We start from the raw sequence: 17,814 nt of genomic DNA on the forward strand, positions 1-17,814 counted from the left end.
TCTGTCGATGCTGTCCCCTACTCTGTCGATGCTGTCCCCTACTCTGTCGATGCTGTCCCCTACTCTGTCGATGCTGTCCCCTACTCTGTCGATGCTGTCCCCTACTCTGTCGATGCCACCGCCTCTTCTAGCGACTGGCGTCGTACTTCTGACAATTGATCCTCCATTTTTGACGATTAGCCCTCCACTTACGGCAATTGAGCCCCCACTTTCATCAATTGCACCCGCACTTCTGGCGATTGGACTTCCACTACTGGCTACTGAGCCATATTTTCTTGCCAATTAGCCCGCACCTCAGACTAGCGCGCGCATACTTCTGACCTTAGAAAGCGCATTTTCTGACCGAATAGACATCACTGTAATGTTTATGTAATGAGCACGTTTCTACAATGAATAAAAAGTTGAATGTTTCATATAACATGAGGAAGCGAATTTCTCAAGCATTCTTTAGAACACAAAGGAGGGATTTGTGATGAAAACTTTCTATATTAAAAAGAAAAATTATGAAACGATTCGGTTCGACGATGAGGAAAATGTGACGATTATCAATTTGGATGACTCAATGGTGACAAATTTGAATCGTGCTGGTGGAAACTGCTGGCGTTTGCTCGATCAGAAACAAGATGTGGACACACTCGCAATGGCGCTTCTCGCTGATCAGAATTCTTCTGAAAGAGATTCAATAGATATAGACCAATTGAAGCGTGACATTCAGGATTTTCTTGATCAAATGGTTGACTGCGGACTCGTGGACTATGCATGATGTGTCGCATCGATTAAACGACTACGATCAGCAGAATCAGCACAACAGCAATCAGGCAACCATTGCTGCTGAACAATTCAAACAAGCGTTGAGCCGGCATATAGTTGAAAACGGGCAGGTGCGCTTGATCGCCCATGGGCAAAGCATGTTTCCCTATATTCAACAAGGTGACACATGTACTTTTTCAGTGCCCAATCCGCGCATGGTGAAAAAAGGTGATATCTTGCTTTACCAAGATTCACAAGGTAAATTCATCGCCCACCGCTTGCTGATGCCTCAGAAAGATGCTATGGGACGCCCTTCCTACCTAATAAAAGGTGACACAAATTTAAAGCCGGATTTGACCGTTTATCCGGAACAAGTCATTGGGATATTGACGGAGCAAACAAAATTTCGTCACCCGGTGCGCCTAACGCATATTTTCAAAGCCATTTGGTGCCCTGTCGTTATGCATATCCCTTTTATTTCTTGGTGTCTGCATAATTACCTACGCGTGCGTAACCGAATTCGAAGAATGCTCCGATCACGGCCCCTTTGAGAAAAATTTGGTTTCACCATGACTTTTTTGCAACAACGCACTTCGACCGCTCGCTTGCCATCGGCACCTCGTTTTTTTCTCAGAAAGACTGGAACCTGCTCTGATTTTTTCACATAAAATCATATACATTCAAAACTACGGAGGAAGGAGAGCGGAGATGAAAAAATGGCTGGGTATCGACAATTTCAAGTTGACCTTTGCTGTGCTCGGACCCTACATCATCCGACACTGGACGGCATATACTGGATTAATCCTGATCATGGTCATACAGCTTATTCTTTCACTTTCCTTCGCCTCCTTTTTTGGCCAGCTTACAGATGCCGCGATTCATAGCAATCTGCAGCGACTCTCGCAACTAACGTTTCTTGGGGTCCTATTGCTCAGCACGATTGTTGGTATGGGCTATCTTGATAAACTCTTTGAAAGCCGATCCATTTACGGCGTCAAGCGTGATTTAAAGATCGCGTTATTCAAACACACGCTTCTTCTTCGGGCAGACGCGATGACCACACTACGAATTGGTGACTTAATCTCCCGTTTTGATAATGACTTGAACCAGATTGAGAACATGCTCGGCAGCCGGTTCGTGAATCTAATTCGTTATCCGATCGTTTATTGTTGTGTCTTTTTCTACCTTTTCCATATCAATCCGACCCTGTCGCTGATCAGCTGGGGCATTGCTCCGGTTGCAATCGCGGGCAGCATGATTTTTGGCGTGCTCTTACGGCGCAACAGCAGACAAATCAATAATTTGGCCGGTGAGAATACGCAGCTTGTGAATCAATCGCTGCAAGGGTTTCAGGTTATCCGTTCATTTGTCCTGCAACGCATCTTCTTTGAACGTTACAAAAAGCAGAATCAAGATCTTTTCAAGCTGGAACAGAAAAACGCCCAACTTAGAGGACTGTATTATGCCGGTGGTGAACTGGCTAGCGGCGCCACTTTTCTCGCCAGTCTCTGCCTCGGCGCGTATTTTGTCTCAAATGACAAAATGACTGTTGGCGCCTTGATCACGTTCATCACACTCGTTGATTATATGGTGTTTCCTTTAACTGGAGCGGCAGGCAACTGGGCTTTTTTTCAGAAAGCCGCAGGATCAATTGAACGAATTCAAGAGGTTCTCGAGCTTCCTCTGGAAACGCGTAAATTTCCTAGTAGCCAAGTGGGGCAACAGATAGCCTTTTCCCATCCCTTAACGATTGAATTCAAGGATGTCACCTTCAGCTATAAGCCAGATCAGCCGATTATTAGCCACTTCAACTTATCCGTCTTAGCGGGTAAAAAAACAGCGATTGTCGGCTTCAGCGGCGCAGGAAAAACAACACTTTTTTCGCTGCTCTTAAGTCTCTACCAGCCGCAAAGCGGCAGCATCTGTATTGATGGGCAACCAATCAACGAAATCCCGCTGCACGAGTTGAGGGCGCTGATCGCGCATGTCCCGCAAGAACCGATGCTTTTCAACGGAACCATCCGTGAAAATTTGCTTCTTGGCAGAGAAAAGACGGATGAAGAAATTGAAGAGGCCGCAAAGATAGCTTCGATTGATGCATTTATTCATTCACTGCCAGACGCTTATGAGACAAAAATAGGCGAGCGTGGTCTAATTCTCTCCGGCGGACAGAAACAGCGCCTGGCGATCGCCCGCGCCTTGTTAAAAGACGCGCCGATTCTGCTTTTAGATGAAGCGACTTCCGCACTGGACAGTCAAACGGAAGACAAAGTCAAGTCTGCTCTCGATCAGTTAATGAAAAACCGAACGACACTGATTATCGCCCATCGGCTGTCAACGATCAAAAATGCAGATGATATCGTCGTCATGGAGAACGGCAAAATCGTACAGAACGGGACACATCACACCCTCATGGCGGAACGCGGTCTCTATCGCCAGCTGCATTTAATGCGGGATCGCGAGCAGGAAGAACGCGTGGGGCTCAGGCAACAGCCTTCCTGACAGGGTCATCCTGTGCCAAGGATGTCTCTCAGCTTAAATGAAGCGTCATGTTTCTGTCATGCCATCGAACCGAGTATCAAAGCATCATACAGCACAAACATTCATCAAGTATACGATAAAAGACAAAAAAAGTGAGGATTCCAGCCATGTATGAGCGAAACGTCATGATCGATGAACAATTCGTCAAAATAACCTGTGATTCACCCATTCTTTGGTCTTACATTACCGATAATTTCCGACCGGCCAACGATGCCGATCCGAAGAAAAAAGCGGCTATTGAACTTGATATCGCTGGCGATTATGGTGCGCCCTTTTCAGGATTTGATGTGCAAGTAGCCAATCTGAATCACGTGGTGCTGTTCAAACGAAGCGACTATCTGATTATGGCAGACCCGGATTTTCGCAAAGCGGTCATTAAGGCCTATGATCGAATGGCTTTAAAACACGCCCTTTTAAACTTTTACAGTTCTTATCTGATTCATCACGAATCTGGATTGCTCATTCACTCCTCATGCGTCATCGATCATGGTTTCGCGCATATGTTTGCCGGACAATCGGGAGTTGGTAAATCGACTGCTGCTCGGCTCTCCTCTCCGCGGAAACTGCTCTCTGATGAAGCCACGCTGATAAAGATTTCAGCTGAGACGGGAACCATTACGGCTTATAACTCGCCATTCCGCAGCGATATTGGCGCCATCGACGGCGGGCAACATTGTGAACTCAAAAGTATTCAATTGCTGCACCAGCATACAGAAAACAAAAGAACGCGCGTGGCCAAAGATACGAATCTGGTGCAGCTTCTGCTCCCAAGAACCTTTTATTGGCCACATACAGATAAAGAACTAAGCATTATTCATGAACTTTTAAATAAAATTATTGAACGGGTACCCGTTTATGATCTTTACTTCCAAAAAAACAACACTTTTTGGCAACTCATTTCTTAATTTTTTACCCATCTAACAATCATGTAATTTGAGACTTAAGATTAAAGTCTAAAGGGGGCCTCTTTAAAGGAGGTGAAACATATGGAAAAGCACGTTAATAAAAATGCATTTCAGCCAAAAATTGTAAGCCAACAACCAATTCAATTCGAAACGCATAAACATTATGGAGAAAACCCAAGCCACAAACCATACCACAATGGTGGATGGGGTCACGGACACCATAAATATTGATCCACTGAATCTTCATTTTATATTTGAACCGGAGACAAATGAACCATTCGTTCCTCTCCGGTTCTTTTTTTAGCCGTCAATTCTTATTTGTAACAAATTTACTTGGGTCACTCGCTAGCTGTGACGCTCCGCGAGCAGCCTCAAATACATATAAGTCTGCAGGGGTTCACTCATTTTCTAAGAAAAAACAACATAAGTTTGAAAGATAGCCAATTCATAAAAAATTTCATTGAAAGGAGGTGAAAATATGGATAAGAATTTCGATAACAATTTTCTTCAACCAAAAATTGTAAGCCACCAGCCAATTCAATTCGAAACAGATGATCATCTGTATAAGCCTGGAGAAAATCCAAGTGACGGAAATAATGGATGGGGTAATGGTTGATGAACCGGGTTTTCATCGTTACAAGACCTGAGCCAGAGATGAATGCAACATCGGTTCCTCTCCGGCTCTTTTTTTAAATTAAATATTCGTCTAGCCTTTTTAATCTTGTGTGAAAATGTCGCTTAACTAACGAAAAACGCGTTCTAGATCCTATGCTACTGATAAAAACAGCTTTAAAATTGCGATTTGCAATCATATGAGTCATCAGTTGAGGTGGCAACATGCTGAAATTTCTGCGTGCACTATACAATCAATCCCTCATTCCTCAGGAAGAAGCGTTCTATTCTCAGATTTTAAACGATCAACATAATGATTTGATTTCGCCACAACTGTATTACTTACTGAACAGTCGTCATCTGACGCGCCAGGTGCCTGATTTTTTTCGAGAGGAACTTAAAAAACGAACGATGCGTCGTCTTTTTCTCAGTGCAATGATCAAAAAAGAACTTGAAAATGTACTTGAACAGTTCGAGCAGCGTAAAATTGAGGTCATCCCACTTAAAGGACCGCGATTTGCTGAAAAATATTTTGACTCACTGGCCGCACGAAGTACTTCAGACATCGATATTCTTGTCAAGCCTTACCAGATTGACCAAGCTATTGAGATGATTCATTCGCTTGGCTATAATTCAATCGTTCCCTACGAAAAGGAGCACTTCCATACCGTTCTCTCAAAAATGACGCAAATGGGGTATCCGCTAAACGTCGAAATCCACTGGCATTTTCTGAGAAAAGGCACGTCCGCTTTAATGATGGATAGCTTTTGGAAAGATGCCGTTCCTTTCCAAAGCTATCATTATGTCCATGAACTCTCTGACTTCCATTTATTTTATATAATCTGTCTCCACGGCTGGAACCACGAACTAATTAGTTGGAAATACTTCATTGATATCATCCAGATGATTGAGAGGTTGAATGATCAATTGGATTACGAGAAACTGCTTGCCTTTAGCAGAAAAGTGAAAACTTATCGCCGGATTGCTCATACACTGGAGATTGTCTATCATGAATTTCCGCATCTGAATCAAATGAAACCATTGCCTTTGGATGCCCATTCCACGTATTGGTGGGATGAACAGGACCTGCACGGTGATCATCAGCTAAAAGCCACGTTGCACGTACTGATCAAGCGGTTGAAACAGGTGGAGGACTACGATACCCGTCGCCAGAAATTGATTTTTCTAAAAAGAAACTTGGTACCCGATCCAGTGATCATGGCCCGGATCATTGGTGAGGATAAAATGAAATGGCCCCGCTTGGCTCAATATCTGTTATTTTTGGGAAAATGCCTGGGTGAAATTGTGCGATCCTTCTTCCCTTCTTCCAAACGGACAGAATGATACAACAAATAAAAGTGAAGCATTTAACTAACGAAAGCAGCGCGCAACTAACAAAATTGACCGTGCTTCTGGCTGTTAGGCTAGTTCTTTTGTCCATTTCTTTGCATGAAAAAACGGCTCCTAGTAATAGAGCCGTCGCTTACGAACACGCTTTATTTCATTGACGGCTAGCATTCATTTACTGAATGTTAGCCATTCCTTTTTTTTTCTAGTCGTTGATTCTTTAGTTCTACCGATGAGTAACAAGAACAACGCCACAATACAGATTAAATCACGTGCCGCAAAAGGTTTGGTAACAAGCCGTTGCCACAGGCAATTTCGCGTACGCAACCTGTTCGTTGGAGTACGCATAAGGTTGTGACAGGACTGCCAATAACCGTTCCAGCACAGAGTAATCCCCCTTGTCTACAGCGGCTGCCAATGCTTCTTCCACCCGATGGTTTCGCGGGATAATTGCCGGATTGCTCTTTCGCATCAATTGAGTTGCAGTTTCTCGCGATTCCTCTTGCCCGTCTAATCGCGCTTGCCAATCCCTCTGCCACGCTGCAAATTCTCTGCTTTTGAAAAGGTCGTCGTTCTCTAAATCGTTTAACGTTAAAGCACGGAATGTATTCGTATAGTCTGCATGATACGTCTTCATCAGCGTTAAAAGGCGATTAATCAGCGCCTCATCTTGTTCCGCTTCATGAAACAATCCCAGCTTGGATCGCATACCTGAAAGCCAATTTACTTGATAAAGAGAACCAAAATGAAAAACTTTATCTTGCGCAAATGCAACTGCCTGCTCCTGATTTTCACCCAAAAGCGGTAATAGGCTCTCAGCAAATCGCGCAAGATTCCACCCCGCAATATCGGGTTGATTCCCATAAGCATATCGGCCACGACGGTCAATCGAACTGAATACGGTTGCCGGATCATAGGCATCCATGAAGGCACAAGGACCATAATCAATCGTTTCCCCGGAAATAGCCATGTTATCGGTGTTCATCACCCCATGAATAAAACCAACCAACTGCCAATTAGCAATAAGCGCTGCCTGTCGTTTAATCACTTCTTCGAGCAACGTACGATAGCGATTTGCATTCAGCTCAATGTATGGAAAATGACGCTGTATCGTATAGTCAGCCAGAATTTGGAGCTCTTCTTCCGTTCCCCAGGCGGCAACGTATTGAAACGTACCGACACGCAGATGGCTAGCAGCCACACGCGTTAAAACGGCGCCTGGAAGATCAGTTTCCCGGACAACTGACTCACCAGTTGTCACGACGGCGAGAATACGCGTGGTTGGGATCCCAAGTGCATGCATCGCTTCACTGATTACGTATTCACGGAGCATCGGTCCAAGTGCCGCACGGCCATCACCGCCACGAGAATAGGGTGTTGGGCCTGAACCTTTAAGTTGAATATCAAACCGCTCCCCTTTGGGTGTTAGCTGTTCCCCTAATAGAACAGCGCGCCCGTCTCCTAACAGTGTAAAATGTCCGAATTGATGACCTGCATAGGCTTGAGCAAGCGGCGCAGCACCTTCAGGAATCCGGTTTCCGGCAAATACAGCAACGTTCGTTTCACTTTGGAGTTGCTGAACATCTAAACCAAGAAAGGAGGCCAACGGTTGATTGAGAATCGCTAACTTTGGGGCACGGACAGGAGTGGGCATCACGTTCGAAAAAAATGATTCCGGCAGGTCAGCATAACTATTGTCAAAATTCCATCCTGTTTCTTTATTCTGTGTCATCATTTTTTCTCCCTATTAGAAAAATCCGGTTTAGCCAAGCCCTTGTTTGCATCGAATGCGCTCCGGCTGATCGCTTGCCGCGGCGCGATACGTCTACGCAACCCAATCTGGAACCTGTGGGGCTCGTTTGGCTCGTTTTTCCCGCAAGGCGCCAGAGCACCTCGCGGTATTTTTGTGCGAAAAACTTTAAGTTTTTTTATCCTTTTAGAACGACGGCGAAACTCTTGAAAAAAATCATGGCCTTTTGTGCGCCAAACGCACACGAAGCACCTTTCTCTAATTTCTGTTCTTGTCAAATTTATTATACGGCGCTCAGCTAAAAAACACGCGTGAAACGTCGTCTCGTCTTTTTTAAGCTATTTGGAATAAAAAATTATTTTAAACAAGAGAATAAAAAAAGATATTGCGACTCGCAATAACAATTGAGCCGGAACCCAGCCGGCACAAATAAGTGCTGATTTAATGAACCACAAATGGCGTTAAGTTTAGAATGTCTTGATAGACATCTGGTAATTCCTTAAGTTTACGACCGGACAGTAATTTCATGCTTTCAGCAATAATTGCCGCACCATTTTGGGGGATTTTTCCAAAGACATTTTCAAAATGCGCCTTTTGAGCGCGTAGTTCCTCGATTCTTATCGCTAAGTCTTTGGGCGTCATATGCGGACTCGCCAAGCAGCGATCATCGCCCACAAGTTCGAGGAGCATCCTATTTTTTACTTCCCGCTCCTTCGTGTCTGCAGGTAATGCGAGCAATGGCGTTCCGGTTGAGAGACAATCCATCAAGATCCCCATACCCGGTTTACTGATCACCAAGTCTGCTGCGTTAATTAAATCCCGCCCATTAGCAAATAAAGGCGCCTGAATGATCTGCGGCTGAAAAGAAAAGGCAATGCCTCTAAGCTGATTTGCGACGACGAGACGATAAGGCGTCTGAAGCTTATTCACTTTTTCATACCATTCGTCCATGTATAAATAACGATATTTACCAACGCCGCCGCCCATTTGCACGAGGATGAACGGTTCATCACTTGGTATGCCAAGCATCTGTTTAACTTGTTCTGGGGTCATCGTAAGATCCCGAGTAATAATTGGAATCGGAACATAAAGCGTAGACAATTGGGGAATCTCTTTGGGTTGGGTGAGGTTGATATGGAAGAATATGTCCGTTGATTTTTGTGAAATGTCGCGTATTTGCCATTTGAATTTCCGCGTCCAGTCCGTGTCCGCGCTCGTGACAGACATATCACTGTGATAAATGCCGCCGATAATCGGCCCTTGACCGGTCCGTTCTTTTTTTAATTTAAGCACTTCATCCCGCCAATCATGCATCACCAAATTTGCATTTAAGAGCTGATCCGCCCTTTTTTGCGGATTAAGATAATGTGCAATATTTCCTTGTGGAAAATTCGCCCGCAGCCATTCATGCGTATTTGAAAAAGAATAGATTTTTACAGGTTCATCGCTTAACTTTGAGAATTCGGAAAGATTGGCCACACATGGGTTCAAGTGACCTAAGTTCCGTCCCACAATATAATGGATCAAATGCGTCACTTCCTTTAGCAATAATCAGAGATATCCCATCGTATGATCCCCGTTTGTAATCAGGAATTAGCTTGCATAAAAATAAGCGAAAAGCTGACCCTGTTCGCGTGAAACAGCCAAATAGAGACGCAGCCTAATAGGTAACCCTTGAATCCAGTTTTCGTGAATAAAGCCGACCTTTTATGACAGAGGCAATTAATCGTAGTCCCGCTCAGGAATTCAGCGAAAGGGATAACCCAAGAATTAACTTTCTGCGTTTCATAGGATAGGAGGAGTAATGCTAAAAAGAACAGCAGGGAGCGCGATGGAAAGGTGCCCAAAATAGCAGTCGTTCGAAATTGGTTTTTACCGATTAGTGAAACATTTATCTATTCGGAACTCGTCAATCTACATGCAGCCACCGCTATTGTTTGTTGTAAAAAAGAGATGAACCAGGACCAGTTTCCATTTGATCCGGTTTTTAAATATAAAAGCAACGAAGCGTTATCTGCGATCCTCCGTAAGGAACATATCGCTTTAATTCACGCACGGTTTGGTCTGACGGGCGCGGATTTGCTTCAAGTCAAACAAGAGCTCGGAATGCCGATGCTTACTTCGTTCCATGGGTTTGATTTGCCGACAAATGTGAAATCGATGCAAAAATATAAGGGTCGTTTAGACCTCCTTTTTCAGGAAGGTGAGGCATTTACGGTCACCTCCAAGAATATGAAAAAGATCCTTGTGGCGTATGGATGCCCCGAAAGCAAAATCTTTGTTCACCATAGTGGAATAGAAATAGAAAAGTTTCCTTTCAGGGACTCTATTATTCCTGAAAATAGCGTGATCACCATCCTTTCTGTCGGCAGGCTTGTACCGAAGAAAGGGATGAACGATTTAATTGAAGCCTTTAATCAAGTTCAGCATCAATGGCCCAATGTACGTTTGCGTATTGCCGGTGAGGGGCCTCTGCGCCATGAATTGGTGAATCAAGTGAAACGACTAAATTTAGATCAAACCGTGACTTTTTTAGGAGCGCTTTCATATGAAGATATTAGGAATGAGATGCAACAAGCCCAAGTGTTTGCCCTAGCCAGTGTCACGACAAAAGATGGCAATCAAGAAGGTATTCCTAATGTATTAAAAGAAGCATTGGCAACCGGCCTTCCAGTTGTTTCCACGCGACACGCAGGGATACCGGAGCTTATTCGAAATGGAGAATCAGGGATTCTTGTCCCCGAACACGATACAGCTGGACTAGCGCAAGCTTTGCTAAAGCTGATAAAGAACCCTGATCAATGGAAGCCAATGGCTAAACAAGGGAGAAAAACGGTCACGAAGTTATTTAATGCGAAAAAGCAAGTCGATGAATTGGAAAATATTTATCAAAAAGTCATTGAGGAATTTAATCAGCGTGGGAAGGAGCAAACCGATGACGCAAATAAGCGTGATCATACCGACTTATAATCGCGGGCAATTTGCCGTAGAAGCGATTAACAGCATATTGGCGCAAACATACACGGATTATGAGATCATTGTCGTCGATGACGGTTCAACAGATGATACAAAAGAAAAAATGAAAGCATTTGGCAATCAGATTCGCTATATCTATCAAGCAAATAAAGGACCTTCTGCCGCAAGAAACACCGGTATTCAACAAGCAAACGGTACGTATCTTGCCTTCTGTGACTCAGATGATCGGTTCCTTCCAACCAAATTAGAAAAACAAATGCACTTCATCAAAAAGAATCCCAATTGCTGTTTTTTGTATACGTGGTACTACAATGTCAATGAAAAAGGGGTAATCACCAAACTGCGGAAGCCGTTTACTTGCAACACAAAAGAACAATTACAATATTTTTTATTTGCTCGCAGATTTACCATTCGAACATCGACAGTCCTCGTTCACAAGAAATGTTTTGACCAAGTGGGCAGCTTTAATGAGAATTATTGGTATTCACAGGACTGGGATATGTGGCTGCGACTGGCCGCATCTTATCAAGGCTACTGTCTCGAAGAACCGTTGTCGGAGTACTGGTTGCACGGGGAAAATCGAAGCAGCTTGCGTGTTAAAATTCACCATCCCGAAATTATTGAAAATACGCTAAAACGCTATGGATGGACGGGTGAACAGATTGCCACGTTGGAAAAATTGTACGGTAAGAACAGAAATGAGTGAAAGACAAAATGAAAATTGCGTTCATCTGTTCTGACAGGGGCCCCTGTCCCCCGGTCAGAGGTGGCGCGATCCAACTCCTGATCGCAAAGGTAGCGCCACTACTAGCCAAGTCGCACAAAGTAACCGTTTATTCAATCACCGATCCAGCACTGAACGACCAGGAAACTATCGATCAAGTTGTCTATGAACGCTACAACCCATCTCAATTTTTTCAGCAAGTTTGCGACAGCGTGCGGAAAAAGGCGTTTGATGTGATTCAAATCTATAACCGTCCGGGTTGGGTCGGTTTGATTCGGAATGCCGCACCAAACGCCAAGATTCTTTTATCCTTACACAATCTCGTCTATCAAACACTAAAGGTCGATCACGAGCAAGCCGTACGCGGGCTGAAGGAAGCCGATCGAATTCTTACAGTAAGCCGGTTTGTCGCCGAAGATACGGCAAAAAAATTTCCGGGGATCAGAGAAAAAATACACGTGCTTTATACCGGGGTATCCATCAATGACTATGCACCGGTCTGGAGCGGAACAGGCAAACAATGGCGGCAACAGATCCGCGCGCTTTATCACATTCGTGCACAGGATCCCGTCCTACTCTTCGTCGGCAGACTTGTTTCAGCAAAAGGTTGCCATCTGCTGCTACAAGCAATGGAGGACTTATTGAGCGATCAGAAACAAGTCAAACTCCTTGTCGTTGGCAGTAAATGGTATGCGGATGAATCGTCAAGTGCTTATATTGACAAACTGAAACATCGGGCAGAACAAATGCAAGGCAACGTCATTTTTACCGCCTATATCCCCTTGGACGCGATTCCTAAATATTTTGCCGCCGCCGATCTTTTTATCTGTCCTTCCCAGTGGGAGGAACCGCTTGCACGCGTACATTATGAAGCGATGGCCGCTGGACTGCCGATTATTACCACGGATCGGGGCGGGAATGCGGAATTGTTTCAACCGGGACGCGATGCACTGATCATCGAAAACTATAAGGAACCGAAAGCTTTCGTTACAGCCATTACCACATTGTTGGAAAATCCGGAACTTGCAGGAAGGATGGGGCGAATTGGGCGAAAAAAAGTGGAAAAAACCTATAATTTTGCGCGTGTGGCTACCGATCTTCAAGCCATCTATGCAGCGTTACAGAAACCAAAGAAATGATCCCACCGTTTGCTTCTTTTTAAGTAGCAGCGTGATTCGGGATTGATCCCATTCGATTCATCTGATCGGAGATAAGTTTTAAAGCAAAGCCTGCTTTTCGTGGCAAATGAACGGATAAAGTCAACAATTCAGGGCGCGCGACACCATTTATTTTGATTCACGGGACAAATGCAAGAAACATTGAGACACCTTCGTTAATATGATAGGCAGTATACAGATTAACTAGAGGTGTATAACATGGATATTTGTGTAATCGGTGCCGGTTACGTCGGATTGACCTCGGCCGCTGTACTCGCCGACTTGGGTCATTCCGTTCATTGTGTTGATACAATCGATGAAAAAATAAAAGCGCTCAATTCAGGAGCGGTTCCCCTATTTGAACCGGGATTAAAAGAATTGATTCAAAAGAATCGCTCGCGATTAACTTTTAGTGCACCTACCCATGAAATGATTGAAAAATCTCCTGTGATTCTTATTGCCGTTGGAACCCCTTCATCGCCAACTGGGGAGACTGATTTAACCTTTGTTCAATCAGTCGTTGATCGAATTGCCGACGCGCTCACGACCTATAAAACAATCATTACCAAAAGTACGGTGCCGCCGGGAACAAACGAATGGATTCACCAAACACTGATTCAAAAAGGTATCAATCCCCAATTATTCAATGTGGTCTCTAATCCTGAATTTTTAAGAGAAGGAACAGCCATTCAGGACATGATCGAGGCAGATAAGATTGTGATAGGTAAGCGAACGGATGACACGCGATCGGTTGCGATACTGAAAGACATCTATCAAAAAATAGATGCACCTTTTATTGTGACGAGCCTATCAGGTGCCGAAATGATCAAGTATACATCAAATGCATTTTTAGCTACAAAAATATCTTTCATTAATGAAATAGCGAGAATTTGCGACAAATATGATGTGGCTATTGAAGATGTTGTCAAAGGAATCAGTACCGACCCGAGAATCAGCCCCCATTTTCTGCAAGCGGGCATTGGTTATGGTGGATCTTGTTTCCCAAAAGATGTGCGTTCCTTAGTACACAGCTCACTCAAGAAAAATGTGCAACCCACCCTTTTGCAGGCTGTTCAATCCGTCAATCAAACCCAAGTTGCGCTCTACCTCAACAAATTGCTGGCTGTATCGCCAAACCTAACGGGGAAAACGATTGCTGTACTTGGGATCGCTTTTAAACCGAATACAGACGATACAAGATATTCGCCAGCTGTTGCACTCATTCAAAAATTAAGCGAACAAGGGTGCAGCGTCACGGCGTTTGATCCAAAAGCCCATCTGCCGTTCCTGCAGAAAGCCAATGTAAAACAAAAGCCTACCCTAGAGGAAACTGTAAAAGGTGCAGATATCGTGGTTATTGCTACCGAGTGGGAGGAATTTATCCATTTGGACTGGCTGAATTTGAAAAAATGGATGAAAGGCGATTTAATCGTCGATGCGCGTAATTGTATAGATCCAGAGCATATCCGGCAACAGGGACTGCGCTATCTAGGCGTGGCTAAGTCATGAACATCCTTGTGACTGGAGCTGCGGGTTTTATTGGCTCCCATTTATGCGAACAGCTCTTAATGAATGAACAAAATACATTAATTGGCATTGACACGTTTATCGGTCCGACACCGAAAGCATTGAAACATGCAAATCTGCAAAACTTGTTAAATCATCCACGCTTTAAATTCTTAAATGAAAACTTGATGACCGCCGATCTCACACAAATACTTCAGGACGTTGCCATCATTTATCACCTCGCTGGAATACCCGGCGTGCGCTCGAGTTGGGGAACAGACTTTGATCCTTATGTAACCAATAACATCCTAGCGACACAACGTCTCCTTGAAGCAGCAAAAAATAAACCCCTTCAAAAATTCATCTACGCATCAACGTCATCGGTTTATGGGGAACAACAAGGAAAAGTTTCGGAACATAGCTATCTGACACCCCTTTCCCCCTATGGGATTACGAAACTAACTGGCGAATATTTATGCACTGTTTATCGTAAATCCTTTAATATGCCCATTGTTACGACTCGCTTTTTTACCGTCTACGGTCCCAGACAGCGCCCAGATATGGCCTTCCATCGATTCATCGTACAAATTTTAAAAGAAGAACCGATTACTTTATTTGGCGACGGGAATCAATCAAGAGATTTTACTTATGTCAGTGACTGTGTGGCAGGACTTTCCATGATTCTTAACAAAGATAATCTGATTGGACAGACGATCAATATTGGCGGAAAAGAACGCGCCACAGTGAATAGAACACTCTCAATTATTGAAAAGTTCACGGGGAAAAAGGCGACGATTCAGTATTTAGCAACACTAAAAGGGGAACCAAAGCACACATGGGCAGATATCACAAAGGCGCAAAACCTCTTAGGCTACGCGCCAAAAGTGACACTTAATGAAGGAATAGCGAAAGAAATTGAATACATTCGGAAGATCTACCATTTATAAGAAAGCAATAACGAATGAACCGCGATTATTATTCAGGAAGCCGTTCGCTTGATCGAGTCATCAAGGGGACGGCTTCCTGTTTTTCATTCTATCATTTACGCTTGATTTCATGAATTATCTGACTATATAAGTAAAATCATTCAATTTTCTACAAATTTTTTATTTTTTTCAAATTTATCTCACCGTTTTGGTGAATTAGGACTACCTATTAAATGTAAGGGTTTACAATAATAGGGAGAGTGATGTCACAATTTATTCACAATTAGAAGCACAGCATAGATATCAAACAGACTGACCGGTTAATGACACGCGTGACTAGGCACCTCCCATTACCGCAAGCGCATTCGAAAAAGAGGAGCCTCCAAGATGTTTCTCCTTCTTTTTACAAAACCAATTCTGAAAGGAGTTCTTTCCTTGTCTTATCTCGATCACTTTCGCTTGCCCAATGAAGAGCCCGATGCCGCTTTTTCTCGATTACTCGGAAAATATGAATCGATGATCAAAGGCATCGTTCGAGATTTAAGCCATAGCTATGCCCGTCACCTGAATGGCATGACCGATCGCGATGATCTGCTGCAAATTGGCCAAAATGCCTTGTGGATAGCCACCCGGAAATTTGATATGAATCATGTTGAAAAAGGCATTAATCCCGATTATTTTTTCGTTTCCTATGCTTATAAAACTATCCAAGGTACGGTTTCCGACTATCTGAAAAAACTCGCCAAACACAGCGCACATGAGAAACTGGCTGCCAATGACGTGGTTCTTGATGTGATTGACCCCTACCCGCATACGATCGTCGAAGACATGCACGAATGGCTCGATGATTGTTTGCATTCGCTCACGCCGCGCGAACGCATTTATGCAATTGAAAAATGGATTCTCGAACGAAAAACAAGCGCGATTGCCGCACAGTATCAAGTCAGCGAGGACACCGTACGCTGCTGGGGCAAGACCGCGCGGAAAAAACTGCAACGGATGTTGCGAAAGGATCTGAAGCATTAGCGCATTTGTTTTCTTCAATTAGCACTTTTAAATTTAAGACAAAATTCTAAAAAAAATGAACGAGATAGGGGCATGCCTTTCATCAACCCTTAATCGGCTCAAATAAAAAGCATTGGAAGACTCAATTTGTTCTTCCAATGCTTTATTTAATGACTCAATTTCACGATTTATTGATCGAGTGACAAAGACTTTTCCGTGTCCGGGTCAAAGAAATGCGTTTTATTGATATTAAATGACAGATCGACCTGGTCGCCTGCATGATAGGCTGTGCGGGCATCGACACGCGCGATGAATGGATGCGTGCCGACCTGAGCGTGGAGCATGAATTCGGCACCAGTCAATTCCGCAATTGTCACTTTGGCATGAACGACAGTCTGAGGCGCAGACTGGAGAACCACTTGTTCATCATGAATATCTTCGGGGCGGATGCCAAGAACAACAGGTTTGTCAATGAAGCCCTTGCTGCGTAAGGTTTTCAGCTTGCCTTCCGGTAGCTCAAGGTCAATCGCGTCACTTTTGAAGTGATTACCTTCTATTTGACCACGGAAAAAATTCATCGGTGGGGATCCGATAAACCCGCCAACAAATAAGTTATTGGGGTGATCATAGACTTCCTTCGGCGCACCGACCTGCTGAATCACGCCGTCTTTGATGATGACAATTCTTGTTGCCATCGTCATGGCTTCGGTCTGATCATGCGTCACATAAATCATCGTTGCCTGTAGTTTCTGATGCAATTTACTGATTTCTGAACGCATCTGAACCCGAAGCTTTGCGTCGAGGTTCGACAGCGGTTCGTCCATCAAGAAAACCTTAGCATCGCGAACAATCGCACGGCCTAAAGCGACCCGCTGACGCTGACCGCCAGACAATGCTTTCGGCTTCCGAGTCAAATAATCTTTGATGCCTAGGATTTCTGCCGCATGTTCCACACGTTGTTTGATTTCTGTTTTGGGAATTTTACGCAGTTTCAGCCCGAAAGCCATATTGTCATAGACGGTCATATGCGGATAGAGCGCATAGTTTTGGAAAACCATGGCGATATCCCGATCTTTCGGCGCAACATCATTCATCTGTTTCCCATCAATATAAAGTTCACCTTTTGTAATCGCTTCGAGACCGGCAATCATCCGTAGCGTCGTCGATTTCCCGCAGCCAGAAGGCCCGACGAAAACAATAAATTCTTTATCAGTAATTTCAAGGTTAAAATCAGTCACAGACGGTTCTGAACTATTTTCATAGATTTTGTAAATATGCCGTAGCGATAATTCAGCCATGATCAACCCACATCCTTTACTATCCAAAGTTTATTCGGTAAACCAGGCTGCGCCTGGTACTTATTTACATAAAATGAGCTCTGGTTGCTCGCTAGCTCGATTTGGTGCGACTCCTGAAATTCGGTGCGACTTTCTTTGATTTAGGAGCGACTTTTCTCGGATTCGGTGCGACTTTCTTTGATTTAGGAGCGACTTTTCTCGGATTCGGTGCGACTTTTGCTCGATTTGGTGCGACTCTCAAAATTCGGTGCGACTTTTCTTGATTTTGGAGCGACTTTTCTCGGATTCGGTGCGACTTTTGCTCGATTTGGTGCGAC

17 protein-coding genes are annotated in these 17,814 nt (G+C 44.0%); 13 read left to right on the forward strand and 4 right to left on the reverse strand.

Annotated elements, in window-relative coordinates; genetic code table 11:
* Positions 1-282, reverse strand: a 282-nt coding sequence (locus JOC27_RS12845; protein WP_205007675.1) for a hypothetical protein, incomplete at its 3' end; no start/stop codon positions are given.
* Positions 283-472: 190 nt separating this feature from the next.
* On the opposite strand from JOC27_RS12845, the gene JOC27_RS12850 reads away from it, so the two are divergent.
* The 7 genes from JOC27_RS12850 (at position 473) to JOC27_RS12880 (ending at position 6,152) form a co-directional block, all read left to right on the forward strand.
* Positions 473-763 (forward strand): PqqD family protein, encoded by a 291-nt coding sequence (locus tag JOC27_RS12850; RefSeq protein ID WP_205007676.1) that lies wholly within the window; start codon positions 473-475, stop codon positions 761-763.
* The gene (locus tag JOC27_RS12855; RefSeq protein WP_205007677.1) at positions 756-1,301 is read left to right on the forward strand and encodes a S24/S26 family peptidase; all 546 of its coding nucleotides are present in this window, start codon (positions 756-758) and stop codon (positions 1,299-1,301) included. Before JOC27_RS12850 ends, JOC27_RS12855 begins: the two co-directional genes overlap by 8 nt.
* A gap of 157 nt (positions 1,302-1,458) precedes the next feature.
* The gene (locus JOC27_RS12860) at positions 1,459-3,252 is read left to right on the forward strand and encodes an ABC transporter ATP-binding protein (protein ID WP_205007678.1); all 1,794 of its coding nucleotides are present in this window, start codon (positions 1,459-1,461) and stop codon (positions 3,250-3,252) included.
* A 146-nt stretch (positions 3,253-3,398) separates the two neighbouring features.
* Complete coding sequence (locus JOC27_RS12865) at positions 3,399-4,196, forward strand: hypothetical protein (RefSeq protein WP_205007679.1); 798 nt, start codon at positions 3,399-3,401, stop codon at positions 4,194-4,196.
* 81 nt (positions 4,197-4,277) lie between these two features.
* Positions 4,278-4,427: a hypothetical protein gene (locus JOC27_RS12870; protein WP_205007680.1), complete on the forward strand. Its 150-nt coding sequence runs from the start codon at positions 4,278-4,280 to the stop codon at positions 4,425-4,427.
* Between the two features lie 247 nt (positions 4,428-4,674).
* The gene (locus tag JOC27_RS12875; RefSeq protein ID WP_205007681.1) at positions 4,675-4,812 is read left to right on the forward strand and encodes a hypothetical protein; all 138 of its coding nucleotides are present in this window, start codon (positions 4,675-4,677) and stop codon (positions 4,810-4,812) included.
* A 221-nt stretch (positions 4,813-5,033) separates the two neighbouring features.
* The gene (locus JOC27_RS12880; protein WP_205007682.1) at positions 5,034-6,152 is read left to right on the forward strand and encodes a nucleotidyltransferase family protein; all 1,119 of its coding nucleotides are present in this window, start codon (positions 5,034-5,036) and stop codon (positions 6,150-6,152) included.
* Between the two features lie 271 nt (positions 6,153-6,423).
* Here JOC27_RS12880 and JOC27_RS12885 read toward each other — a convergent pair whose 3' ends face one another.
* Entirely contained in the window at positions 6,424-7,887 is a 1,464-nt protein-coding gene (locus tag JOC27_RS12885; protein WP_205007683.1) for a protein adenylyltransferase SelO, read from the reverse strand.
* 459 nt (positions 7,888-8,346) lie between these two features.
* The gene (locus JOC27_RS12890) at positions 8,347-9,432 is read right to left on the reverse strand and encodes a glycosyltransferase (RefSeq protein ID WP_205007684.1); all 1,086 of its coding nucleotides are present in this window, start codon (positions 9,430-9,432) and stop codon (positions 8,347-8,349) included.
* A 312-nt stretch (positions 9,433-9,744) separates the two neighbouring features.
* On the opposite strand from JOC27_RS12890, the gene JOC27_RS12895 reads away from it, so the two are divergent.
* The 6 genes from JOC27_RS12895 (at position 9,745) to JOC27_RS12920 (ending at position 16,220) form a co-directional block, all read left to right on the forward strand.
* Positions 9,745-10,875 carry a glycosyltransferase gene (locus tag JOC27_RS12895; RefSeq protein WP_205007685.1) on the forward strand — a complete coding sequence of 377 codons (1,131 nt, stop codon included), beginning with the start codon at positions 9,745-9,747 and terminating at the stop codon, positions 10,873-10,875.
* Positions 10,841-11,587, forward strand: a complete 747-nt coding sequence (locus JOC27_RS12900; protein ID WP_205007686.1) for a glycosyltransferase family 2 protein — start codon at positions 10,841-10,843, stop codon at positions 11,585-11,587. Before JOC27_RS12895 ends, JOC27_RS12900 begins: the two co-directional genes overlap by 35 nt.
* A gap of 8 nt (positions 11,588-11,595) precedes the next feature.
* A complete protein-coding gene (locus tag JOC27_RS12905) occupies positions 11,596-12,744 on the forward strand; it encodes a glycosyltransferase family 4 protein (RefSeq protein ID WP_205007687.1) in 1,149 nt (382 codons plus the stop codon).
* Between the two features lie 237 nt (positions 12,745-12,981).
* The gene (locus JOC27_RS12910) at positions 12,982-14,271 is read left to right on the forward strand and encodes a UDP-glucose dehydrogenase family protein (RefSeq protein WP_205007688.1); all 1,290 of its coding nucleotides are present in this window, start codon (positions 12,982-12,984) and stop codon (positions 14,269-14,271) included.
* Complete coding sequence (locus JOC27_RS12915) at positions 14,268-15,215, forward strand: NAD-dependent epimerase/dehydratase family protein (RefSeq protein ID WP_205007689.1); 948 nt, start codon at positions 14,268-14,270, stop codon at positions 15,213-15,215. Before JOC27_RS12910 ends, JOC27_RS12915 begins: the two co-directional genes overlap by 4 nt.
* A gap of 366 nt (positions 15,216-15,581) precedes the next feature.
* Positions 15,582-16,220, forward strand: a complete 639-nt coding sequence (locus tag JOC27_RS12920; RefSeq protein ID WP_205007690.1) for a sigma-70 family RNA polymerase sigma factor — start codon at positions 15,582-15,584, stop codon at positions 16,218-16,220.
* Between the two features lie 167 nt (positions 16,221-16,387).
* Here JOC27_RS12920 and JOC27_RS12925 read toward each other — a convergent pair whose 3' ends face one another.
* Positions 16,388-17,497 carry an ABC transporter ATP-binding protein gene (locus tag JOC27_RS12925; protein WP_205007691.1) on the reverse strand — a complete coding sequence of 370 codons (1,110 nt, stop codon included), beginning with the start codon at positions 17,495-17,497 and terminating at the stop codon, positions 16,388-16,390.
* Positions 17,498-17,814 lie beyond the last annotated feature (317 nt).

The sequence above is a fragment of the Sporolactobacillus spathodeae genome (assembly GCF_016908935.1).
Taxonomy (GTDB): Bacteria; Bacillota; Bacilli; order Bacillales; family Sporolactobacillaceae; genus Sporolactobacillus; species Sporolactobacillus spathodeae.

Excerpts from the sequence above, each read along its gene's own strand:
- JOC27_RS12865 (WP_205007679.1), top strand. The coding sequence starts at position 3,399 with ATGTATGAGCGAAACGTCATGATCGATGAACAATTCGTCAAAATAACC.
- JOC27_RS12880 (WP_205007682.1), top strand. The coding sequence starts at position 5,034 with ATGCTGAAATTTCTGCGTGCACTATACAATCAATCCCTCATTCCTCAG.
- JOC27_RS12920 (WP_205007690.1), top strand. The coding sequence starts at position 15,582 with ATGTTTCTCCTTCTTTTTACAAAACCAATTCTGAAAGGAGTTCTTTCC.
- JOC27_RS12850 (WP_205007676.1), top strand. The coding sequence starts at position 473 with ATGAAAACTTTCTATATTAAAAAGAAAAATTATGAAACGATTCGGTTC.
- JOC27_RS12915 (WP_205007689.1), top strand. The coding sequence starts at position 14,268 with ATGAACATCCTTGTGACTGGAGCTGCGGGTTTTATTGGCTCCCATTTA.
- JOC27_RS12925 (WP_205007691.1), bottom strand. The coding sequence starts at position 17,497 with ATGGCTGAATTATCGCTACGGCATATTTACAAAATCTATGAAAATAGT.
- JOC27_RS12855 (WP_205007677.1), top strand. The coding sequence starts at position 756 with ATGCATGATGTGTCGCATCGATTAAACGACTACGATCAGCAGAATCAG.
- JOC27_RS12875 (WP_205007681.1), top strand. The coding sequence starts at position 4,675 with ATGGATAAGAATTTCGATAACAATTTTCTTCAACCAAAAATTGTAAGC.
- JOC27_RS12910 (WP_205007688.1), top strand. The coding sequence starts at position 12,982 with ATGGATATTTGTGTAATCGGTGCCGGTTACGTCGGATTGACCTCGGCC.
- JOC27_RS12905 (WP_205007687.1), top strand. The coding sequence starts at position 11,596 with ATGAAAATTGCGTTCATCTGTTCTGACAGGGGCCCCTGTCCCCCGGTC.
- JOC27_RS12900 (WP_205007686.1), top strand. The coding sequence starts at position 10,841 with ATGACGCAAATAAGCGTGATCATACCGACTTATAATCGCGGGCAATTT.
- JOC27_RS12860 (WP_205007678.1), top strand. The coding sequence starts at position 1,459 with ATGAAAAAATGGCTGGGTATCGACAATTTCAAGTTGACCTTTGCTGTG.
- JOC27_RS12870 (WP_205007680.1), top strand. The coding sequence starts at position 4,278 with ATGGAAAAGCACGTTAATAAAAATGCATTTCAGCCAAAAATTGTAAGC.
- JOC27_RS12885 (WP_205007683.1), bottom strand. The coding sequence starts at position 7,887 with ATGACACAGAATAAAGAAACAGGATGGAATTTTGACAATAGTTATGCT.